Origin of the sequence: Nocardiopsis sp. N85, assembly GCF_028882275.1 — a bacterium.
Taxonomy (GTDB): Bacteria; Actinomycetota; Actinomycetes; order Streptosporangiales; family Streptosporangiaceae; genus Nocardiopsis; species Nocardiopsis lambiniae.
The window spans coordinates 35,239-57,148 of record NZ_JARBUT010000031.1; the positions used below are offsets into that span (position 1 = coordinate 35,239).

The 21,910-nt window shown below is 70.3% G+C and carries 20 protein-coding genes and 2 pseudogenes; 7 read left to right on the top strand and 15 right to left on the bottom strand.

Going from position 1 to position 21,910, the window contains the following annotated elements; genetic code table 11:
• Positions 1 to 25: 25 nt before the first annotated feature.
• Positions 26 to 1,240, bottom strand: a complete 1,215-nt coding sequence (gene lhgO, locus PWG71_RS27760; protein WP_274813012.1) for an L-2-hydroxyglutarate oxidase — start codon at positions 1,238 to 1,240, stop codon at positions 26 to 28.
• Positions 1,241 to 2,242: 1,002 nt separating this feature from the next.
• On the opposite strand from lhgO, the gene PWG71_RS27765 reads away from it, so the two are divergent.
• Complete coding sequence (locus PWG71_RS27765) at positions 2,243 to 3,901, top strand: catalase (protein WP_274813014.1); 1,659 nt, start codon at positions 2,243 to 2,245, stop codon at positions 3,899 to 3,901.
• A 108-nt stretch (positions 3,902 to 4,009) separates the two neighbouring features.
• Here PWG71_RS27765 and paaI read toward each other — a convergent pair whose 3' ends face one another.
• From paaI to PWG71_RS27815, 10 genes are all read right to left on the bottom strand, one after another.
• Positions 4,010 to 4,435, bottom strand: coding sequence for a hydroxyphenylacetyl-CoA thioesterase PaaI (gene paaI, locus PWG71_RS27770; RefSeq protein WP_274813015.1), 426 nt, complete (start codon positions 4,433 to 4,435; stop codon positions 4,010 to 4,012).
• Positions 4,432 to 5,532, bottom strand: coding sequence for a 1,2-phenylacetyl-CoA epoxidase subunit PaaE (gene paaE, locus PWG71_RS27775; RefSeq protein WP_274813016.1), 1,101 nt, complete (start codon positions 5,530 to 5,532; stop codon positions 4,432 to 4,434). The genes paaI and paaE overlap by 4 nt, the downstream gene beginning before the upstream one ends.
• A 2-nt stretch (positions 5,533 to 5,534) precedes the next feature.
• A complete protein-coding gene (paaD, locus tag PWG71_RS27780; protein ID WP_446725109.1) occupies positions 5,535 to 6,056 on the bottom strand; it encodes a 1,2-phenylacetyl-CoA epoxidase subunit PaaD in 522 nt (173 codons plus the stop codon).
• Positions 6,050 to 6,928: a 1,2-phenylacetyl-CoA epoxidase subunit PaaC gene (paaC, locus tag PWG71_RS27785; protein WP_274813018.1), complete on the bottom strand. Its 879-nt coding sequence runs from the start codon at positions 6,926 to 6,928 to the stop codon at positions 6,050 to 6,052. Before paaC ends, paaD begins: the two co-directional genes overlap by 7 nt.
• A 40-nt stretch (positions 6,929 to 6,968) precedes the next feature.
• Positions 6,969 to 7,301 (bottom strand): 1,2-phenylacetyl-CoA epoxidase subunit PaaB, encoded by a 333-nt coding sequence (gene paaB / locus PWG71_RS27790; protein WP_274813019.1) that lies wholly within the window; start codon positions 7,299 to 7,301, stop codon positions 6,969 to 6,971.
• Positions 7,298 to 8,290: a 1,2-phenylacetyl-CoA epoxidase subunit PaaA gene (gene paaA, locus PWG71_RS27795; RefSeq protein ID WP_274813020.1), complete on the bottom strand. Its 993-nt coding sequence runs from the start codon at positions 8,288 to 8,290 to the stop codon at positions 7,298 to 7,300. Before paaA ends, paaB begins: the two co-directional genes overlap by 4 nt.
• A 152-nt stretch (positions 8,291 to 8,442) precedes the next feature.
• Positions 8,443 to 9,231, bottom strand: coding sequence for an enoyl-CoA hydratase/isomerase family protein (locus PWG71_RS27800; RefSeq protein WP_274813022.1), 789 nt, complete (start codon positions 9,229 to 9,231; stop codon positions 8,443 to 8,445).
• A 4-nt stretch (positions 9,232 to 9,235) separates the two neighbouring features.
• Entirely contained in the window at positions 9,236 to 10,135 is a 900-nt protein-coding gene (locus PWG71_RS27805; RefSeq protein WP_274813023.1) for a 3-hydroxyacyl-CoA dehydrogenase family protein, read from the bottom strand.
• Positions 10,132 to 10,890: an enoyl-CoA hydratase/isomerase family protein gene (locus tag PWG71_RS27810; protein WP_274813024.1), complete on the bottom strand. Its 759-nt coding sequence runs from the start codon at positions 10,888 to 10,890 to the stop codon at positions 10,132 to 10,134. The genes PWG71_RS27805 and PWG71_RS27810 overlap by 4 nt, the downstream gene beginning before the upstream one ends.
• Before the next feature lie 11 nt (positions 10,891 to 10,901).
• Entirely contained in the window at positions 10,902 to 12,137 is a 1,236-nt protein-coding gene (locus PWG71_RS27815) for a thiolase family protein (protein WP_274813025.1), read from the bottom strand.
• A 248-nt stretch (positions 12,138 to 12,385) separates the two neighbouring features.
• Here PWG71_RS27815 and paaK point away from each other — a divergent pair, with 248 nt between their 5' ends.
• The 4 genes from paaK to PWG71_RS27835 all read left to right on the top strand — a co-directional run bounded on the left by paaK (position 12,386) and on the right by PWG71_RS27835 (position 16,251).
• Complete coding sequence (gene paaK, locus PWG71_RS27820; protein ID WP_274813026.1) at positions 12,386 to 13,747, top strand: phenylacetate--CoA ligase PaaK; 1,362 nt, start codon at positions 12,386 to 12,388, stop codon at positions 13,745 to 13,747.
• A gap of 274 nt (positions 13,748 to 14,021) precedes the next feature.
• A complete protein-coding gene (locus tag PWG71_RS27825; protein WP_274813028.1) occupies positions 14,022 to 14,495 on the top strand; it encodes an RrF2 family transcriptional regulator in 474 nt (157 codons plus the stop codon).
• 93 nt (positions 14,496 to 14,588) lie between these two features.
• Complete coding sequence (locus PWG71_RS27830; protein ID WP_274813029.1) at positions 14,589 to 15,830, top strand: MFS transporter; 1,242 nt, start codon at positions 14,589 to 14,591, stop codon at positions 15,828 to 15,830.
• A gap of 19 nt (positions 15,831 to 15,849) precedes the next feature.
• Positions 15,850 to 16,251 (top strand): RidA family protein, encoded by a 402-nt coding sequence (locus tag PWG71_RS27835; protein WP_274813030.1) that lies wholly within the window; start codon positions 15,850 to 15,852, stop codon positions 16,249 to 16,251.
• A 710-nt stretch (positions 16,252 to 16,961) separates the two neighbouring features.
• On the opposite strand, the pseudogene PWG71_RS28895 reads toward PWG71_RS27835, so the two are convergent.
• Positions 16,962 to 17,252 (bottom strand): annotated as a pseudogene (locus PWG71_RS28895) (integrase core domain-containing protein); the annotation flags it as partial.
• A pseudogene (locus tag PWG71_RS28900) lies at positions 17,253 to 17,624 on the bottom strand (transposase family protein); the annotation flags it as partial.
• A 472-nt stretch (positions 17,625 to 18,096) separates the two neighbouring features.
• Here PWG71_RS28900 and PWG71_RS27845 point away from each other — a divergent pair.
• Both PWG71_RS27845 and PWG71_RS27850 read left to right on the top strand, forming a co-directional pair.
• Positions 18,097 to 18,525: a hypothetical protein gene (locus PWG71_RS27845; protein ID WP_274813033.1), complete on the top strand. Its 429-nt coding sequence runs from the start codon at positions 18,097 to 18,099 to the stop codon at positions 18,523 to 18,525.
• On the top strand, positions 18,461 to 19,558 hold the full coding sequence (locus PWG71_RS27850; RefSeq protein ID WP_274813034.1) for an IS1380 family transposase: 1,098 nt from the start codon (positions 18,461 to 18,463) through the stop codon (positions 19,556 to 19,558). The genes PWG71_RS27845 and PWG71_RS27850 overlap by 65 nt, the downstream gene beginning before the upstream one ends.
• A gap of 204 nt (positions 19,559 to 19,762) precedes the next feature.
• On the opposite strand, the gene PWG71_RS27855 is transcribed toward PWG71_RS27850, so the two are convergent.
• Together PWG71_RS27855 and PWG71_RS27860 are read right to left on the bottom strand one after the other, a co-directional pair.
• Positions 19,763 to 20,272 (bottom strand): hypothetical protein, encoded by a 510-nt coding sequence (locus PWG71_RS27855; RefSeq protein ID WP_274813035.1) that lies wholly within the window; start codon positions 20,270 to 20,272, stop codon positions 19,763 to 19,765.
• A gap of 35 nt (positions 20,273 to 20,307) precedes the next feature.
• Positions 20,308 to 21,711 (bottom strand): RHS repeat-associated core domain-containing protein, encoded by a 1,404-nt coding sequence (locus PWG71_RS27860; protein ID WP_274813036.1) that lies wholly within the window; start codon positions 21,709 to 21,711, stop codon positions 20,308 to 20,310.
• Positions 21,712 to 21,910 lie beyond the last annotated feature (199 nt).

Below are 21,910 nucleotides of genomic sequence, written 5' to 3' on the forward strand. Positions count from 1 at the left end.
CGCGGCTCGACGGGGGCACGGAGGGTCAGACGGGCGGGCGACCGTTCCCGCCGTGCACGATGTCGACGATGTGCTCGGCGATGGCCATGCAGGACGTGGCCGCGGGCGAGGGCGCGTTGCGCACGGCGGTGACCCGGCCGAACCGGTGCACGCGGAAGTCGTCGACCAGGGAGCCGTCGCGGTCCAGGGCCTGGGCGCGCACGCCCGACCCGCCCCGCACCACGTCGGCCGGTCCGATGTCGGGGACATAGCGACGTGCCGCCCGCATGTAGGCGCGCGTGGAGAACGACCCGTACATCTCGCCGATCCCGGTGCGCCAGTGGCGGAGCCCCATGGCCCAGAAACCGGGCCAGGTGAACATGTCGCCCAGATCGGAGAGGCGAATGTCGGAACGCCGATAGCCTTCGCGGGCGAACGCGAGGACGGCGTTGGGGCCCACCTCGACGTCCCCGGAGACCCGTCGGGTGAAGTGCACGCCGAGAAAGGGGTAACGGGGATCGGGCACGGGGTAGACGAGACCGCGCACCATGTGCGCCTTCTCCGGGCGCACCAGCATGTACTCCCCGCGGAACGGCACGATGCGCGGGCCGACCTCGTCCCCGGCGGCCCGGGAGACGAGGTCTCCGTGCAGGCCGGCGCACACGATCAGTTCGTCCACACGCGTGTCCTCTCCGCCGGCGATGACCCGCAGCCCCGCACCGTCGGGTCGCACGGCGGTGACCGGGGCACCGAGCCGGATCTCCCCTCCGGCGGCGGCGATGTCCTCGGCGAAGGACCCGCAGATCCGGGGGTAGTCGGTGATGGCGGTGCGCGGTGAGTGCAGGGCCGCCAGGCCGATGGTGTGCGGCTCGATCTCACCGATCTCCTCGGGCCCGATCCTGCGCAGCCCGGGGACGGCGTTGTCGTCGGCCCGGGTGTGCAGGGCGTCGAGGCGCGCCACCTCGTCCTCGGTGACGGCGACGACGAGTTTCCCGCACTCCTCGTAGGGCAGACCCCGGTCGGCGCAGTACCCGCGCAGCAGGTCGCGGCCGCGTGTGCACAGGCGCGCCTTGAGTCCGCCGGGCTCGTAGTAGATGCCGGCGTGGACCACCCCGGAGTTGTGGCCGGTCTGGTGGGCGGCGACCCGGTCCTCCTTCTCGAAGACGACGACGCGGGTGCCGGGGCGTCGCAGGCCGATCTCGCGGCCGACGGCGAGTCCGACGATGCCCGCGCCGACGATGCCGACGGTCCGGTCAGCCACGGCCGTCCGCCCCCGCCCCATCGGTCGGGGCGCCCGGGTGCGGGGCGTCGGTCTCGACACGGGTGTGGAAACGGGCCGCCCCGGAGATCCGGGAGGCGCGGACCGTGACCGCGCCCCGGGTCCCTTCGGACGGTCCCCCCTCGGTCCGGGCACGGGCCGGGTGGAGCGTGGACGGCGGCGTCCCACCCGCCGGTTCGACGACCACGGTGTCGCCGCACGGCGGGGGGACGAGAACGCGAGTGCGCATGAACGGCCTTTGCCTCGATCGTGGGGATCCGGTGCGCACGACGCTACAACGCGCTTCGCGCACACCGACGCGCGCGGCCTCGGTCCGCACGGTGCACGCCTCCTTCCCCGGCCTCACGGCTTCGGCCTCGGCGGAGGATCATCGAGGGGCCGGCGCCCGGGCAGAACCGGATCACCGGCGGGACGGGCGTCCGGCCGGTGCGTGCGGGGGCGAGGGTACGAAAGTGTGACCTGGACATCTCTCATGAAACGTGCTAGCCGGGAACATCCACCCCTTCCGGGGCGTTCTCTCAGGTGAACGCGGACGGAACCCGCAGCGGGATCCGAGAGCGTGACAGCGAGACCATGCGCGAACGTGAGCGCTCGTGCCGGCGATGGGGGTTTCCGGCACGTACCCGACCGCCACGTTCGCCTTCCCAGCGGCCGGACCGCACCCCGTGCAGCCCGGCCGCGCCCGCTGGGCCCATGTTGGGGGACATGGGTTCGGCCTGTGCCCGGGAGCGCGCCGTCCCCACCCGACGGCGCCCCCGGGCACCTCCGTGTCCACACCCGCCCCAGTGCCCCGGTAAAACCCCTGTCCGATGTCGGAGACCTACCGGGTGTCCCCGGGGATCGTCCCCGACGCCGTCCGCTCCCGGTCACCACCTCCGATGGGCAAGAACTCGTCCATTTCTCTCCCACGGGTGAATCCCTCCGCCCGATAGTGGGCAGGGGGCCTTGGAGAACGGACACGACGAGAGGTGGGGGACCACTCGCATGACGGACGTATCCAGCCAGGGACCGCGGTCGGGGGACGACCGCGAGGTGCTCACCAACCGCCAGGGGCATCCCGTCCACGACAACCAGAACCAGCGAACGGTCGGCGAGCGGGGGCCCGCCACCCTGGAGAACTACCAGTTCCTGGAGAAGATCAGCCACTTCGACCGGGAGCGCATCCCCGAACGGGTGGTGCACGCCCGGGGTGTGACCGCCTTCGGGTACTTCGAGTCCTACGGCGCGTGGGGCGACGAGCCGATCGAGCGGTACACGCGCGCCAAGCTCTTCCAGGGCAAGGGCAAGCGCACCGACATCGCCCTGCGCTTCTCCACGGTCATCGGTGGACGGGACTCCTCCGAGTGCGCCCGCGACCCGCGCGGGTTCGCGATCAAGTTCTACACCGAGGACGGCAACTGGGACCTGGTGGGCAACAACCTCGCGGTGTTCTTCATCCGCGACGCCATCAAGTTCCCGGACGTCATCCACGCCCTCAAGCCGGACCCGGTGACCTTCCGGCAGGAGCCCAACCGCATCTTCGACTTCATGTCGCAGACCCCCGAGTGCATGCACATGCTGGTCAACCTGTTCAGCCCGCGCGGCATCCCGGCGGACTACCGGCACCAGCAGGGTTTCGGCGTCAACACCTACAAGTGGGTCAACGAGGCGGGCGAGACCGTCCTGGTCAAGTACACGTGGATGCCCAAGCAGGGCGTGCGCAGCATGACCGAGGCCGACGCCGCCAACGTCCAGGCGACCGAGACCGGGCACGCGACCAGGGACCTGCACGAGGCCATCGACCGGGGCGAGTACCCCGAGTGGGAACTGCTCGTGCAGATGATGAGCGACGACGAGCACCCCGAACTCGACTTCGACCCCTTGGACGACACCAAGACCTGGCCGGAACAGGACTTCCCGCCCAAGCCGGTGGGGCGGATCGTGCTCGACCGCAACGTGTCGAACAACTTCGCCGAGAACGAGCAGATCTCCTTCGGCACCGGTGTGCTCGTGGACGGCCTGGACTTCTCCGACGACAAGATGCTGGTCGGTCGCACCTTCTCCTACAGCGACACCCAGCGTTACCGGGTGGGGCCCAACTACCTGCAACTGCCGGTGAACCAGGCCAAGAACGCGAACGTGCGCACCAACCAGCGCGACGGCCTGATGACGTACCACCAGGACACGGCCGGCGAGAACCCGCACGTCAACTACGAGCCGTCCATCACCGGCGGCCTGCGCGAGGGGCAGTACCCGACGCACGACGAGCAGGGCCCGGAGATCACGGGCAGGCTCACCCGCAAGCGCATCCCGCGCACCAACGACTACCGGCAGGCCGGGCAGCGCTACCTGCTGATGGAGCAGTGGGAGCGCGACGACCTCGTGCACAACTTCACGACGCTGCTCTCCCAGTGCGACCGGCCCATCCAGGAGCGCATGGTCTGGCACTTCCTGCTGGTGGAGGACGACCTGGGGCTGCGCGTGGGCAAGGGTCTGGGCATCGGCCCCGACGACGTCGCCCACCTGGAGCCGCTCCAGAGCCAGGACCTCACCGAGGAGGACCGCCGGCGTCTGGCCGACCTCGGCGCCAACGGTCCCCGGGACGTCTCGGGGCTGACCATGACCCACTGCGTCCCCAACGAACGGCACGTCGTCGAGCGCTGACACCGCCCGCGAGGACCGTCGAAGGACAGGCCCGCGACCGAAGGCGAACGGGAGGCGCGAGGGGCCGCCCGGGGGATCCCCCGGGCGGCCCCGACGTGCGTGCGCGGGTCAGGTGCGGCCGGGCAGGGTGCGACTGCGCCCCCGGAACTCGGCGACGACCTCCTCGCCCCGGCGCACCGTGACGTCGTAGACGCCGCTGCGTCCGAACACCGTCCGTTCCTGGGCCGTGGCCACCAGCACGTCGCCCTCACGGACCGGCGCGACGAACGTGATGTCGGCCCCCGACGCCACCGTCACCCCGCGCCCGTCCACGTTGCAGGCGCACGCGAACGCCGTGTCGGCGAGGGTGAACACGAACCCGCCGTGGGCGATGCCGTGCCCGTTGACCATGAGCGGCCCCACGGCCATCTCCACCACCGCGGTCCCCGGGTCGGCGCTCAGCAGGCGCATCCCCAGGTTCTTGGAGGCCCGGTCGGCCTCGAACATCGTCCAGGCGGCCTCGTTGCGCGTCCCGCCGACGCCGTCGCCGCTCATGAGTCGAAGTCCACGGTCACGGTGTCGGTCTCGGGCAGCGCCTGGCAGGACAGCGCGTACCCGGCCGCCAGCTCGGCCTCGTCCAGGGCGTAGTTGCGCAGCATGCGCACCTCGCCGCCGCACACCTTGACCCGACAGGTCCCGCACACCCCGCCCTTGCAGGCGAAGGGCAGGTCGGGCCGGTAGCGCTGGGCGGAGTCCAGCACCGGCACCCCGCGCGGCAGGGTCAGCGTGGTGGTGCGGCCGTCCAGGACGACGGTGACCTCGCTGGACGGGCCGTCCACCTCGGGCTCGTCGTGGCGGGCCTGGGGCGGCGGCTCGGCACCCTCGACGAAGAACAGTTCCTGGTGGACACGTTCGGCGGACACCCCGCGCTCGGCCAGGACGCGCCGGGCGTCGGTGACCATCCCGTAGGGCCCGCACAGCCACCAGTGGTCGGCGGCGTCGGCCGCGACGATGGTGTCCAGCAGCGCGTCGAGCTTGGCGCCGTCCAGGCGTCCGGTGAACAGCTCGGTCTCGCGCGGCTCCCGGGACAGCACGTGCACCAGTTCCAGGCGCGGCCCGAACACGTCCTTGAGGTCGGCCAGCTCGTCGGCGAACATCACCGTGTCGCTGCGCCGGTTGCCGTACAGCAGGACGACGTGGGAGTCGGTGCGGCGCAGCAACGACGCGGCCATGGACAGCATCGGGGTGATGCCGGATCCGGCGGCGATCATCACGTGCCGCCCGGCGGCGGTCAGGTCGGGGCAGAAGCGGCCGGTGGGCGCGCCCACCTCGATCTCCTCGCCGGGGCGCACCTCCTCCACCAGCCAGGTGGAGAACAGGCCGTCCGCGACCAGGCGCACACCCACGCGGGGGGCCTCGCCCACCGGGGCGCAGATGGAGTAGCTGCGCCGTTCCTCGACCCCGTCGACCTCCCGGCGCAGGGTCAGCGACTGCCCGGGGGTGAACGCGAACTCCTCGGCCAGGTGGTCGGGCACGTCGAAGGTGACGGCGACGGCGTCGTCGCACAGCTTCTCGACGGCGGCCACGCGCAGCCGGTGGAACACCGACCCGCGACGCGGGGCCGCGGGGGCGTCGGTGACGGGTGTGGTCACGGTCAGATCTCCTTGACGTGCTCGAACGGTTCGAGGCAGGCCCGGCAGCGGTGCAGCGACTTGCAGGAGGTCGCGCCGAACCGGGACAGTTCCTCGGTGTCGGACGATCCGCACAGCGGGCAGTGCGGGACGGTCCGGGTGGGCAGCAGGGTCAGCGGGACGGGCCCGGCCGCACGGCGGGGGGCGGCCCCCGGCGGGGAGATGCCGTGTTCGGTGAGCTTGCGCCGGCCCTCGTCGGTGATCCAGTCGGTGGTCCACGCCGGGGACAGCTCGGTGCGCACCCGCACGGCGTCGAACCCTACGGCGCGCACCGCGCGGTCCACGTCCACCCGCATCTCGGCCAGCGCCGGGCAGCCCGAGTAGGTGGGGGTGATCCACACCTGGACGGTGCCCTCCTCGTCGATCTCCACCCGGCGCAGGATGCCCAGGTCGGCGAGGGTCAGCATGGGCAGTTCGGGGTCGGTGACGGCGGCCGCCGCGGCGCGGGCGCGCTCGACGTCCCGGACCGGTGTCGCGGTCACCACGTCGCCTCCGGGTGCTCTCGGGCCACCTTCTGGAGTTCGTCCAGCAGGGGGGCGAGCGCGGGGGTGTGCCGACCGTCGCGCCCGGCCACCGTCCCCTCGGGGAAGGGGGCGGGCGCGGCCAGGGTGGCCTCGGTGAACACCCGCGTCAGCACGGCGTGGACCTCGTCGCGGACGGTGGCGGGATCCACGGCCGCGCCCTGGGCGGCGAGGCGGGCCTCGACCGGGTGGGTGGCGAAGAGTTCGCCGGTGAGCGGCCACACGTCGGCGACGGCCTCGACCATGCGCTCGTGCGAGTAGGGGGTGCCGTCGCCCAGGCGCAGCGCCCAGGAGACCGCGTACTCGCGGTGGTAGGCCAGCTCGTTGACGCCCTTGGCGGCGATGGCGGCGAGCACGGGGTCGGTGCTGTCGGCCAGCCGGCCGAACAGCGCCAGCCGCTGGCCGGAGAGCACGAGCAGGGTGACGACGGCATGGGCGAAGTCGCCGCGCGGAGCCTCGGTCAGCCGCACGTTGCGGAACTCGTGCGCCGCGCGCCGGTAGGCGAAGGCGTCCTCGTCACGCCCGGTGCCGTCGGCCTGGCCGGCGCGGGCCAGCAGCAGCCGCGCCTGACCGAGCAGGTCCAGGGCGATGTTGGCCAGCGCCACCTCCTCCTCCAGCTCGGGGGCGTCGGTGACCCACTGGACGAGCCGCTGGGCCTGCACCAGTGCGTCGTCGCCGAGCATCTGGCAGTACAGGGCCAGATCGGCGCCGTCCACCCCCGCGGGGAGGGTGGTGTCGACGCCGGCCAGGGCGTCGGTGAATCCGGTGCCGAAGGCCCAGCGGGCGTCGCCCTGGTGCTCTTCGACCAGGCCGGTGAAAATGTTGTCGCCGCTCATGTGTTCTGTTCCTCGAAGCCTCGTCGTCCCGGTCCGTCGCCTAGATGTGCGGGACGTCCTCGGGGATGGGGTAGAAGGTCGGGTGGCGATAGACCTTGTCTCCGCTGGGCGCGAAGAACGGGTCCTTCTCGTCGGGGCTGGACGCGGTGACGTGCTCGGCGCGGACCACCCAGATGCTGACGCCCTCGTTGCGGCGGGTGTACAGGTTGCGGGCGTTGTGCAGCGCCATGGTGTCGTCGGGGGCGTGCAGGGAGCCCACGTGGACGTGGTTGAGTCCGCGCTTGCCGCGGACGAACACCTCGTACAGGGGCCATTCGGGGCGGGCGGCGCCGGAGGCGGTCCCCCCGGTGGTGGCGGTGGTGTCGTTGCTCATGCCGAGGCCTCCTGGAGGTTCGTGGTGGTGCGGGCCTTGGCGGCCTGCTTGGCGGCGTAGGCGGTGGCGGCCTCGCGCACCCAGGCGCCCTTCTCGTGGGCGGCCCGGCGGCGGGCGATGCGCTCGGCGTTCTTGGGGCCGGCGCCGGAGACGACCTGCTTGAACTCGACCCAGTCGGGCTCGCCGAAGTCGTAGTGGCCGCGCTCGTCGTTCCAGGCCAGTTCGGGGTCGGGGAGGGTGACGCCGAGCTTCTCGGCCTGGGGCACGCTCATGTCGACGAACTTCTGGCGCAGGTCGTCGTTGGTGTCGCGCTTGATGCGCCAGGCCATGGACTGGGCGGTGTTGGGCGAGTCGGCGTCGGGCGGGCCGAACATCATCAGGGACGGCCACCACCAGCGGTCGACGGCGTCCTGGACCATCCGCCGCTGACCCTCGGTGCCCTCCATCATGCGCATGAGCAGCTCGTAGCCCTGCCGCTGGTGGAAGGACTCCTCCTTGCAGATGCGCACCATGGCGCGGGCGTAGGGGCCGAAGGAGCTGCGGCACAGGGGGACCTGGTTGCAGATGGCGGCGCCGTCGACCAGCCAGCCGATGACGCCGACGTCGGCGAAGTTCAGCGACGGGTAGTTGAAGATCGAGGAGTACTTCTGGCGGCCCTCGATGAGCCGCGTGGTGAGGTCGGAGCGGTCCACTCCGAGGGTCTCGGCGGCGGCGTACAGGTACAGGCCGTGGCCCGCCTCGTCCTGGACCTTGGCCAGGAGGATGGCCTTGCGACGCAGACTGGGCGCGGAGGCGATCCAGTCGCCTTCGGGCTGCATGCCGATGATCTCCGAGTGGGCGTGCTGGGAGACCTGGCGCACGAGGGTCCTGCGGTAGGCCTCGGGCATCCAGTCGCGCGGTTCGATGCGCTGATCGGCGGCGATCTTGGCGTCGAAATCGGCCTGGAACGCGTCGTCGGCACCGGGTCGGGCCTCCTGCGTCACGGTCATTGCTCGCTCCCCATTCATAACCGAACGTTCGGTCAGTAATTAGTATCCACGGATCCGCCCGCCCGGGTCAAGTCCGGGCGGGCGGAGATCACGGCAGGTCGGACACCGCCGACCCGCCGTGGACGGGCCGGGCGGCGCCGGCCCGTCGCGGGTCAGTGACCGGTGAAGGTGGGCGTGCGCTTGTCCAGGAAGGCGTCGACGGCCCCCACGTGGTCGGCGGTGAGCCCGAGCTGGTTCTGGAGGTCGGCCTCCTCCTCCAGCAGTTCGGGGAGGGGACGGCCGCCCTCGGCCGCCGCGCGCACCTCGCGCTTGGCGGCGACGAACGCGCTGGTGGGGCCGCTCGCCAGGACCGCCGCCAACTCGCGGGCGCGCTTCTCCCAGGCGTCGTCGTCGACGACCTCGGTGACCAGGCCCAGCTCCAGGGCCCGGTCGGCGCCGAACACGGTGCCCAGCAGCATGAGCTCCATGGCGCGCGCCTGCCCCAGCGAGGTCACCAGGCGGTGGGCCAGCCCGGAGTCCGAGGCCAGGCCGATGCCGGTGAACGCGGTGCCGAACTTGGCCTTGCGGGCCGCCACCCGGACGTCCCCGGCCAGGGCGAAGCCCATCCCGGCGCCCACACAGGCACCGCCGATGCCGACCACCACCGGCACCTGGATCGACTCCAGGGTCAGCACGATCGGGTTGTAGTGCTCGCGCACGGTGTTCAAGGCCTGGCCGGTCCCCTCCCGAAGGATGCGCGCGTGCTCGGCCAGGTCCTGGCCGACGCAGAACGCCTTGTCCGACCCCAGCAGCAGCACCGCGCGGGCGGTGGTGGAGGCGGTGGCCTCGCCCAGCGCGGCCAGCAGCTCCTCCTTCACCTCCCGGGTCAGCGCGGGACGGTTCAGCCGCACCACGGCCACCCCGTCGGACTCGGAGAACTCCGCCGCCCTCTGTTCGCTCAACGCCCTACTCTCCCTTGTTCCAGGTGTGGAAGCCCTGTCCGGTCTTCTTGCCGAGCCTCCCCTCCGCGACCATACGCCGCAGCAGCTCCGGCGGGGCGAACCGGTCTCCCAACTCGGCGGCCAGGTACTCGGCGATGGCCAGGCGCACGTCGAGGCCGACCAGGTCGGTGAGCCTGAGCGGGCCCATGGGGTGGCGGTAGCCCAGTTCCATGGCGGTGTCGATGTCGGCCGGGGAGGCGACCTCCTCCTCGACCATGCGGATGGCCTCCAGGCCGAGCATGACGCCGAGGCGGCTGGTGGCGAACCCGGGGGCGTCGCGGACCACGATCTCGGTCTTGCCCAGGGCGCCGACCCAGCCGCGCACCGCCTCGGTGACTGCGGGGTCGGTGTCCGGGGCGGTGACGATCTCCACGAGCTTGGAGGCGGGCACCGGGTTGAAGAAGTGGGTGCCCAGGAAGCGGCGCGGGTGCTTGAGCGCGGCGGCCAGTTCGGTGACCGAGAGCGAGCTGGTGTTGGAGGCCAGCACGGTCTCCTCCCCCACGGCCGCCTCGGCGGCGGTGAGGACGGCGATCTTCAGCTCGGGCCTCTCGGGCACGGCCTCGACGACCAGGCCGGTCCCGGCGGGGATGTCGGCGGCGTCGGTGACGGTGGCCAGCCGGGCCAGGTACACGTCGGGCCCACCGTCGATCTTGCCGCGCTCGCGGGAGGCGGCCAGACCGGCCGCGACCCGGCCTCGGCCCGCCTCGGCGGCCTCGGCGGTGGCCTCGACCAGGGTCACCGAGGCGCCCGCGGTGAGGAACTGCTGGACGATACCGGCGCCCATGGTGCCGCCGCCGATGACGGCGACGAGCGTGGGAACGGCGGTGTCGGCCGCGCCGCCGGGAACGGCGGAGGTGGTGCTCAACGCTTCTTCCTCTCCAGGAACCGGGTCATCCGGTCGTGTTTGTCGGCGGTCTCGAACAGCACCGCCTGGGTCAGGTCGTCGGCCAGCGGGTGGGGCCCCTCGGCGTCCACCACCATCTTGGTCATGCGCAGGGCCATGGCCGAGGAGGCGGCCATCCGGTCGATGAGGGCGTGGGCGCTCGCGCGCAGCTCCTCGGAGGGGACGATCTCGGCGACCAGGCCGTGGCGCAGCGCCGCCTCGGCGTCCAGGCGGTAGCCGCCCAGCAGCACCTGCTTGGCGACCGAGACGCCCACCAGCTCCCTGAGCCGCCAGCAGGCGCCGGCCCCGGCGATGATGCCCAGACCCGGCTCGGGCTGGGCGAACACGGCGGTGGGCGTGGCGATGCGGATGTCGCAGGCGTAGGAGAGCTCGGCGCCGCCGCCCAGTGCCCAGCCGTCCACGGCCGCCACGGTGGGGACCTTGAGGCGGTGCAGGCGCTCGAACAGGCGGCTGTTGATTCCGGCCAGCGCCTGCTCGCGGCCGCGTTCGCGCAGCTCGGAGATGTCGGCGCCGCCCGCGAACACGGTGCCGTGGCCGGTGAGCAGCAGCGGCCGGGGGTCGGCCTCGATCCGCGCGCACACCTCGTGCAGCTCGGCGATCATCGCCCCGTTGATGGCGTTGCGGGCCTCGGGGCGGTGCAGCTCCACCACGACACGGTCCTCGCGCCACTCCGCGCGCAGGGTCGTGAAGTCGTTCTTCTCTTCGTGTCCGGTCACGGTGCGTCCCCTCAGACCCGCTCGACCAGCAGGGCGGCGCCCTGGCCCACGCCCACGCACAGGGTGGCCAGGCCGCGGTCACTGCCCTCGCGCTCCATGCGGTTGAGGAGGGTGACGAGGATGCGGGCGCCGGAGCTGCCCAGCGGGTGGCCCAGGGCGATGGCGCCGCCGTCGGCGTTGACGCGCGCGGCGTCGAGCTTGAGCTGCCGCATGACGCCCAGGGACTGGGCGGCGAAGGCCTCGTTGAGTTCGACGGAGCCGACCTCGTCCAGGGTCCAGCCGGCGCGGGCCAGCACCTTCTCGGTGGCGGGGACCGGGCCCAGGCCCATGATCTGCGGGGGCACACCGGCCGAGGCGGAGGCCACGACGCGGGCGCGCGGGGTGAGGCCGTGGCGCTCGACGGCCGAGGCGGAGGCCAGGACCAGGGCGGAGGCGCCGTCGGACAGGGAGGAGGAGTTACCGGCGGTGACGATGCCGCCCTTGCGGAACACCGGGCGCAGCCCGGCGAGGGTGGCCGCGTCGGTGTCGGGGCGGGGGCCCTCGTCGACGGTGACCTCGTGGGTGGCGCCCTTGCGGCCGGTCACCGTCACGGGGACGATCTCGCGGTCGAAGCGACCGGCCTCGGCGGCGGCGATCGCCCTGGTGTGGCTGCCCAGCGCGAAGGCGTCGCACTCCTCGCGGGTGATGCCCTCCAGGGCGGCGACCTCCTCGGCGGTCTCTCCCATGGACAGGGTGTAGCGCAGGTCGTCCGGGGAGGCGTCGGCGGGGACGTCGGCGTCGTGGGCGGCGAAGCGCGGGTTGGTGAAGCGCCAGCCCAGGGAGGTGTCGGCGACCTCGCCGGGCTTGGCCCAGGGGGTGCCGGGCTTGGCCATCACCCAGGGGGCGCGGGTCATGGACTCCACGCCGCCGGCCACGACGACGTCGGCCTCACCGGCGCGGATGGCCTGGGCGGCGGAGGAGACGGCGGTCAGGCCGCTGGCGCACAGGCGGTTGACGGTGTAGCCGGGGACGCGCGGGTCCAGTCCGGCCAGGAGGGCGGCCATGCGGGCGACGTTGCGGTTGTCCTCGCCGGCCTGGTTGGCGGCGCCCAGGATCACCTCGTCGACGGCGTCCCCGGGGACCCCGGCGCGGCGGACCGCCTCGGCGATGACGACGGCGGCCAGATCGTCGGGGCGGACCGCGGCGAGGGCGCCGCCGTAACGACCCTGCGGGGTGCGGACCCCGTCGACCACATAGACGTCGCTCACGAACGGCCTCCCATGATGGTTGACGGTGGCCTGCGCCACCGTCGACAGTGAACTGACCGACAGGTCTCCTTGACACGGATCTCGGAGACTGACTTAATGCATTAGTAACCGAACGTTCGGTCAGTAAGCAAGTCGACCCACCCCAGAGCGGGCCGACACCCACCTCGAACGCGCGGCGCACCCCCGCACCACCCTCCCGGGCGTCGGCCCGGCGGCCCCACCGCGCACTCGCACACGGAGAGTCTCATATGGCGAGCCACGACACCATCCGGCGGTCGACCGGTGTCACCGGTAGCACCCCCCGTCTCGGAGAGGGCCCCGCCCCCGAGACCCTGGATCCGGCCGAGCGCATGGGTGTCGACGAGCTGCGGGCCCTCCAGCTCGACCGGCTGCGGTGGACCCTGGAGCACGCCTACACCAACGTGCCCCTGTACAAGCAGAAATTCGACGAGGTCGGCGTGCGCCCCGAGGACCTGAAGGAACTCGCGGACCTGCGGCACTTCCCCCACACCACCAAGACCGACCTGCGCGACAACTACCCGTTCGGCATGTTCGCGGTCCCCCAGGAGAGGGTGGCGCGCGTCCACGCCTCCAGCGGCACCACCGGCAAGCCCACCGTGGTGGGCTACACCCGCGAGGACATCGACACCTGGGCGACCGTGGTGGCCCGCTCCATCCGCGCGGCCGGCGGCCGCCCGGGGCACAAGGTGCACGTGTCCTACGGCTACGGGCTGTTCACCGGCGGCCTCGGCGCCCACTACGGCGCCGAGAAGCTCGGCTGCACGGTCATCCCGGCCTCGGGCGGGCAGACGGCCAAGCAGGTCCAGCTGATCCAGGACTTCGAGCCCGAGATCATCATGGTGACGCCCAGCTACATGCTGACGCTCATGGACGAGTTCGAGCGCCAGGGCATCGACCCGCGCACCACGTCCCTGAAGATCGGCATCTTCGGCGCCGAACCCTGGACCGAGAAGATGCGCACCGAGATCGAGGAGCGCTTCGACATCCACGCCGTGGACATCTACGGGCTCTCGGAGGTCATGGGTCCGGGCGTGGCCAACGAGTGCGTGGAGACCAAGGACGGCCTGCACGTCTGGGAGGACCACTTCTACCCCGAGGTGCTCGACCCGATCACCCACGAGGTACTGCCCGACGGCGAGGAGGGCGAGCTGGCCTTCACCTCGCTCACCAAGCAGGCCATGCCCGTCATCCGCTACCGCACCCGCGACCTGACCACGCTGCGCCCGGGCACCGCCCGGCCGATGCGGCGGATGGACAAGGTGACGGGGCGCAGCGACGACATGATCATCCTGCGCGGGGTGAACGTGTTCCCGACCCAGATCGAGGAGATCGTGCTGGGCCTGGACGGGCTGGCGCCGCACTTCCAGCTGGTGCTCACCAAGGAGGGGCGCCTGGACCGCATGGCGGTGCGGATCGAGGCGGCGCCGGACTGCACGGCCGACCGGCGCGAGGCGCTGGCCCGGGAGATCACCGCGACGGTGAAGGACCGGGTCGGGGTGAGCGTGACGGTGGACGTGGTGGACCCGGAGCAGATCGAGCGGTCGGTGGGCAAGTTCCGCCGCATCATCGACAACCGCCCCAAGGAGTGACGGTGACGCCGTAGGGCGTCGCGGGGCGTGTGACCCGTGTCGGCCCCGCTCCCCCTCCGTACGGCGGCAGGCGGCCACGGCGGGTGGGGGCGGGGCCGTCGCCGTGCGCGGGGTGGGACCGTGCGCCGGGGGGTGCCGGGGGGTGCCGGGCCCGTCGGACTCGAAAGAACGCGTGGCCCGGGACCACCGACGGGGCGGAAGGAACGTACGGGCCGAGAAGACGGGCGCACGGCCTGTTGCCACGAGCCATTCAGGACATATAACATCCGGGATCATGAAGATGAGCGAAGGGGTCGAGTGGGCGCTGCACACCTGCGTCAACCTCTCCTGGACCGACCCCGGTGACGCCGTGCCCGCAGCGCGGCTCGCGGAGGTCTTCTCACTGCCGACGGCCTACCTGAGCAAGCACCTCCAGGCCCTGGCCCGGGCCGGCATCCTCATCTCCACGACGGGACCGCGCGGCGGCTTCCGGCTCGGGCGCGATCCGGCCTCGATCACCCTGCTGGACGTCGTCACCGCGATCGAGGGCCCGGAGGACGCCTTCCGCTGCCGCCAGATCCTCAAGGACGGGCCGGGCGGACGCCCGGACGTCGACTACCGGCGCACCTGCACGATCTCCCAGGCCATGCGCAAGGCCGAACTCGCCTGGCGCACGGCGCTGGCCGAGCAGACGATCGCCGACGTCCGCCGCACCGTGGAACAGCGTGACCCGGCGGCCCCGGAGGCCACCCGCGAGCGGCTCCGGTAGGACCTTCCCCGATCCACTCCCCCTCACAGGAGGCCTTGGCATGGACATATCATCGATATCAAATATCCGGGAACTCTTTGATAGGAGGATCCGATGAGCCCGGAACCGTCCTCGCCCCCGGTGGCGGCGCGGACCGCACCGGGCGGAGCCCGTGGATGGTCGGCCGTCGGAGCCCTCACCCTGGGCATCTTCGCCCTCATGACGACCGAACTGCTGCCCGTCGGCCTTCTCACCCCGATGGCCCGGGACCTCGGGATCGAGGAGGCCCGCGCGGGCCTGACGGTCACCGTCCCCGGGATCGTCGCGGCGGTGTCCGCGCCGCTCACCGCGACCGTCATCGGCCGCCTCGACCGGCGCCTCGTCCTGGCGGGCCTGCTCGTGCTGCTGATCGCGGGGAACGTCGTCACCGCCGTCGGCCCGAGCCTCACGGCCGTGCTCGCCGCCCGGGTGGCGATCGGCGCGGCGATCGGTGGTTTCTGGGCCGTCGCCGGAGGTCTGGCGCCGCGCCTGGTGCCGGCGCGCCACGTCGGCAGGGCCACGGCGGTCATCTTCAGCGGGGTCTCCGCCGCCTCGGTGGTCGGGGTGCCGCTCGGCACGCTGCTCGCCGAGGCGCACGGGTGGCGCCTCCCCTTCGGCGCGGCCGGTCTACTGGGGCTCATCGCCCTGGCCGGGGTGCTCGCCGCCGTGCCGTCCCTGCCCGTCGAACGGTCGCTGCGACCGGCCGACCTGGGGGGACTGCTGCTCGGCCGCGACGGCGGGGTCCGGCTCGGCGTGATCCTGACCCTGCTCCTAGTGGCCGGGCACTTCACCGCCTACACCTTCGTCCGTCCCCTGCTGCACGAGGAGACCGGCATGACCGCCACGGCGGTCGGCGGAGCGCTCCTGCTGTTCGGTGTGGCCGGTCTGGTCGGCAACTTCATCGCGGGGACGCTCGGCGCCGATCACGTGCGCGGGGTGCTGTGGACCATCGCGGCGACGCTCGCGCTGACGATGCTCCTGTTCTCCACGGTCGGTCACACCCCGTGGGCGGCCCTCCTGGTGGTCGGCCTGTGGGGCTTGGCCTACGGGGGCGTCTCGGTCGGCCTCCAGACGTGGATGCTCACCGTCGCCCCGCAGTCCGCCGAACCCGCCACCTCCCTGTTCGTCGCGGCCTTCAACGCCGCCATCGCCCTCGGTGCCCTGCTCGGAGGGCTGGCCCTGACCATGACGAATCCGACCGGGGTGCTCGCCCTCGCCGGGATCCTCCTCGCGGCGGCGCTGCTCCTGCTGACCGCCCGCGGCCCGGCACTCCCTCGAACGTCACCGCCGCGCGGCCGACCTCGACATCGAGAATGAAAGAAGAAGGAAGAGAACCATGAGCCACACCATCATCAACCCGGCCACCCTGCACGACCCCGTCGGGTTCGGCTACAGCCATCTGGCGAGCACCGAGGGATTCGTGTTCGTCGCCGGCCAGTACGCCTCCGACGCCGACGGCGGGGTCGTCTCCCCCGACGACTTCGCCCGGCAGGTGGAGCGCTCCTTCGAGAACCTGGAGACCGCCCTGGCCGCCGGCGGGGTCGGCCCGCGGGACGTCGTCCAGTTGCGCACCTACGTCGTGGGGCTCGACCTCGACCGGCTCGGGGTGCTCACCGCGCGCATCGAGCGGACCTGGGGCACCCGGCCGCCCACGCAGTCCCTGCTCGGCGTCGCCGCCCTGGCCCTGCCGGGGATGCTCTTCGAGGTCGACGCGATCGCCGTTCGCGACCGGGGCTGAGGGAAGGAGATCGGCCGGAGGGGCGCGGCGCAGGCCCGCCATGTCCTTCCGGCCGTCGTCGTGCGGGGTGTGGGGCGGGGCGTGGTCCCCGTGGCGCCGGCCGTACGGCCTCCGAGCGTTCACTCGTCGGCTCGACCGGGGAGGTGAGGGCCTCGCCATCGCCTCGCGAGGCGGTGACCGTGCGCCGGGTGGGTGTCGTTGGCCCCGCGAGGCTGCGCTTCCCACCCGGTCACACCGTGGTGGAAGCCTGCCAGGTTCTCGCGCCGAACGCATCCCCGGGGTGGGGCGATTCGGCCCACAAGGCGTTGTCCAGCGGATTCGTACTCCGGGCGTCGAGCAGGGGCCGACAAGCCGGTCACCGTGTCGCTCGCCGACGGTGGTGGACGTGAGAGGCGGTTCCCTTGTTCGACGTCACGGCACGGGCACGCCCTGGCGACCTTGTTCGACCGCTGGACCGATTCCTCACCGAACGCGAAGGAGCACGGGCATGAGCCGACCGCATCCTCTCGGTCACCTCCACCGACCCCCACTGACAGCCGATCCGGGAAGCGGAGGAACGGAGAGCGGTGCTCGCCGCCTCACTGGGTCCGCTCGTCCCACTCGACCACGAGGTCGAGGTCTCCTGGGGTGAGGTCCCGGCCGTGGTCGACCGCAGCCAGAATCTGATGAGGATCACCTGCCCACTCCACACTCAGTGTTTCGTGCCTGGTTTATTGGAGGCTCGGAACCAACGCTTCGCCTTCGGTTGACCCGGCCCGCTGCCCGTAGAAGTCGTCCTCGAACTCCGCCGGCGGGACCAGGCCCATCTCGCCGTGCAGGCGGCGGTGGTTGAACCAGTCCACGTACTCGGCCACCGCGATCTCGACCTCGTCCAGACTCTTCCACGGCCCGCGGTTGCGGATCAGCTCGGCCTTGAACAACGAGTGGAATGCCTCGGCCAAGGCGTTGTCATAGGAATCGCCGGTGGTGCCGACCGAGGCCACCGCCCCCGCTTCGTCCAGAGCGAGCGGATCGGTGGCGTTGATGACCCGACGGAACGTCGCCGCCGACGGGGCGGAGCGCACCAGCCCGAACCCGGCTCGCAGTTCGGGAGTCAGGTCGGCGGCGACCTCGGCGATCTCGTCGAAGCCGACCGCTCCGCAGGTCACGGCCAGCAGTGCCAGGCCCAGCACGGTCGGCAGGCGAAAGCGCACACCGCAGGGTCGGCGGGAATCGGGCACACCGGCGAACGCTCGGAGCAGGGCATCGACCTGGCCGTGCAGGGCTTTGTGTGCTGCTGCGGGGTGGTCGAGCAGGGCCAGGGTAGGGGAGACTGGGGACACGGGCGCGGTACCTCGGCACGTGGTGACGGAAGCGTAGAGAACTCCCATCATCACAGGTCATGGGGCCGCGCCCGCCTTCATGCGCTGTTCTGGGTCCGCGGTGCATCGATCACGGGGCATGCCCTGCTGGGCGGAGCCGCGGCCAGAAGATCAACTTTGAAACCGCCCTGGTCCTTGGGCACGTCGAGGGTGGCAGTATAGGGAACCACGTGGAGCCTTTCAGGTCCGGCACGGTTTCGTCACCTCGCCTTTTACCTGGGGCTCCACGCTCGTGTCAGGGGAACAACGGTTCACACCCCGACGTCACTTTTCTGTCGTTCGCGGCTTTCCTCCCGGTCTCCAAACTCGTTGAGATCACCTCACTGGGTGCACCAAATCTCAAGATGACCGACAGAGTCAAGCTTAACCTCATGTGTTCAGCTGCGGCCATGACCTGACACCCAGGCAGCAAGAAAGGTGCCCCCACCTGCGATGATCTGGACTGTCTAGATCAAAACCGTCGCGAAGAAGAGGCACCCAACAGGTGCAGACTACCGAATGGGACCACCGGCTTGCCGTACGGGCCGACGGCAAGAACCTGCTCGGTCACGCGGGTGTGGTGCTGCTGCGCAAGATCGCCGACCGTGTCGGCCTGGCCGCCGCGCTGAGCGCGGCGCTGCCCAAAGGCACCGGACCGGGCTGGCGCGATCGGGGCCTGGTGCTGGTCCAGCTGGCCTGCGCGATCGTGCTCGGCGCGACGAACGCCCTGGAGGCCGAGCGACTCCAGTACCACTGGCGGCCGGTGTTCGGGCGGCCAGCCTCGGACAGCACCCTGCGCCGTGCCCTGGCCGCGATCGACGGCCCGGTCGCCGCCCGCGTCGAGCGCGGCCCGCGCCGTGATACGCCGCGTGGTCTGGACACTGCTCACCCTGCGCCCCGGCGGCTTCCCCTGGATCACGGTGTGCGGCCGTGAGCTGACCGGCTGGTACGTCCTCGACCTCGACGCGACCATCGTCACCTGCACCAGCCGCAAGGAAGGCGCGGCGGGCACCTTCAAGGGCAACTTCGGCCATATGCCGCTGGGGGCATGGGTGGCCAACACCCGCGAGTGCGTCGCCATGCTGCTGCGGCCCGGCAACGCCCCGCCCAACGACGTCGCCGACCACAAGAGCGTTCTGGCCGCCGCGCTGCGGCAGCTCCCGCTGCCGCCGTGGTCGAAGCTGCTGATCCGGATCGACGGCGCGGCCTTCAGCCACGACGTCCTGGACCACCTCCAGACCCTGACCACCAGCCGACGCCGGGTGCGCTGGGTGACCGGCTGGGCCATCAACGCCCCGGACGAGCAGGCCATCGCGCTGCTACCCGAGGAAGTGTGGACGGCCGCGCTGCGGCAGGACGGCGAGGTCCACGAGATCAAGGGATCGGACGGCGAGTGGCTGTCCTACCAGGTCGCCGAGCTGACCGGAGTCCGCGACCTGACCGGCTGGCCGAAGGGGATGCAGCTGATCGTGCGCCGGGTCAAACCCTCGCGCCGGGATGTGAAGAAGCTGACCGCCTTCGAGAAGCGCACCGGCTGGCGCTACCAGATCATCGCTACGAATATCCCTGCCCACCAGGGACTTTCCGGGGTGCCCGGCTCCGGGCAGGTGTGGTTCGTCGACGCCCTCTACCGTGATCACGCCGAGGTCGAGGACCGTGTCAAAGCGATCAAGCGGATCGGCCTGGGGCTGCTGCCCTCGAAGTCCTGGCAGCTCAACGCAGCCTGGATCCTGGCCGCCACGATCGCGGCCGACCTCGACGTATGGATGCGCCTCCTTCTCCTGCACGACGAGCCCGAACTCGGCGCCGCGGAGCCGGAGACGATCCGCATGAAGCTGTACCACCTGCCCGCCCGGCTCACCAGCCACGCCCGCACGCGCACCCTGCACCTGGACCGCATCTGGCCTTGGGCCAAAGCCTTCACCACGGCCTGGCAGCGGGCCACCCGGCTTCCGGCCCTCTCCTGACGGCCGGCCACCACCCCGACAACACCCGAAAGGAGAGCACCGCATCACTCCTCGGGTCTGTGGAACCCGACGCCCCCGCAGCGCATGCGAAGGCCCCTGCGCCAACCGGATGGACAAACCGGGGCAAGCTGCCGGATCAGAAGACGCGATCAGCCCCTTGACGAATCGAAGTTAAACCCCAGGTAAAACAAGAAGGATCAGCACTCAGGAATCAGACCCAAGAAACCCAGAAAGAGCGACCACAAAACCACAGAGAACAAAGGCCGTGAAAATAGTATGCAGAATCAGGTAAGGCCTCCCCCCAAGAGAGAACATATTTCCCTCGCCACCTCGAATCAAACCAAGAAAAAAAGCTCTGGCCGATTCAAAAACCATGACAAAAGTAACGCCCATGGCAGGAGCGCCAAAAAAGAAGGCGAGCAAGAAATAAGACTCCCTGTCTCCCCCCAGAAAGAAAGCATCCGGCGCAGTCTGATAAAGAATCTCAGCAACTAGGATGAGGGGAAGAACATAAAGCAGGGTCAGGACCATATCCAAGAAGAAGAGCTCTTTCGCATCCCGAATGTTGACGCCCTTGAATCGGGCATCCCTCCGCATCTTCCCCAGGAGCGCCCCCAACCCTCTGAGCTGCGGGAAAACTTTCACCCAAAGGATTTCACTCAGGCGCCGAGTTCCATAATCAGAAAAAAATGAAACCTGAGACTTATATTCCATCTACACACTTCCCCATCAGGAACATAGGGCGGACCCTACCCCCAACTCCATCCCGGATCCTCGACTGCCCTGGATGCGGTCACAAAATCATGCGCAGATCCGATCATCGAAACAGTCTCTTGGACGACATCATGCTTGTACGTGACCGTGGCTATATCCCCCCTGAGGGACTCAAACCTGTTCCTTACAGCCTGACTATTAGGCTTCCTTTTGCTATCCCTGTAGGAAACAAAGTCAGAGATCTTGCTGCTAATCGAACTCCTAGCAACAAACCTCGCACCCCTGCCAATACCGAAAGGCAGAGCCCCTGCGATATCCCAAGCCCCATCTCTCCGACTCTGACCGGGACTGAAAAGCTTAGCAACACCCACACCCAAACCTAGGCCAAACCCTACCCACTGAAGCCCAGGAATGAAGCTCATGACCAAAGACGCATCGCCCAGAATATTCCACCAATTGAGCGAACAATCGACCATGTATCGCTCTTCAAACCAATTCCCTACAGCACCGGACACACGGGATCCCAGATCTGATGCGTTCTGGAGCGCCTGTTCTTGCGGGGACAGAGTATAATTCACAGGCTTATACGTCGGAATGGGATTGGACGTCTGCGCGCTCCAGACGATGTTGGGGACGCTTGTCACCTGACGGTACCTATTGCGCCCCTGCTCCAGAACAGCGGGGCGACCCGCGTTGGTGTTCTGGTAGTTCCACCACCACTTGTCATGCTGCAACTGGGTTCCCGGATGAGGACGAGGGGTTCTCCCCCCGGGGCTATCAGCCACCATCAGCCCGCTCGGGTCAGTGAGGCTCGTCGGGTTGTTGTTGGCGTAGGCGTACCCGTGCATCTGCTGGGCATCCGTCAGATCCATCAAGGGGTCGACCGAGATGAACCTGCCCAAGGCCGCGTCATAGGCGCGGGCTCCGAGCTGGGTCAGGCCTGTGGTGGCGTCGATGGTGCCGTCGACGAATCCCCGTTCGCCCGGCCACTGTCCAACGACACCTCGGTCCTCGCCGAAGACCGTCATCCGCCGCTGGACGATCTCGCTGGTCATCGCGTTCACGGTCAGTTGACCCGTGCCGTGGTGGTCGGAGAACACCCAGTGCAGGGTGTTGTCGTTCTCGCGGATCGCGACGGTCTCACCCGCGTGAGTGTAGTAGCGAGTGCCTTCCTTGGTTCCGGCGGCCGGGTCCCAGGTGATCTCGGTCCCCGGCAGGTACAGGGTGGTGGCGCCGTTGGCGCGGCGCAGCAGGCGCTCACCGTCGGCGTCATAGACGTACTCGGTCTTGTCCACACCGTCGGTGACCTGGACGAGTTCGCCCTCCGGACCCCACTCCAGGGTCTGGTCGTGCTCACCCGTGGTGCGGCGGACCATGTTGCCCGCGGCGTCGTAGTCGTAGACGTGCTCGGTGGCCCCGCCGATGCCCTGCTGGTCCACACGGGTGACGGCGTGGGCGGGGCCCTCCCCCTCTTCGGGGGTGGTGTAGTCACGGACGGTCTCTCCACCGTCGGTGTGGTGGTGGATCTCCTGGATACGGTTACCGGTGGTGTCGTAGGTGTAGGAGTGCCAATACGCTGTCGGAGCACTACCTGTACTTCAACGACGACGTGTTCCTGGCCCGACCGGTGGGCACCGA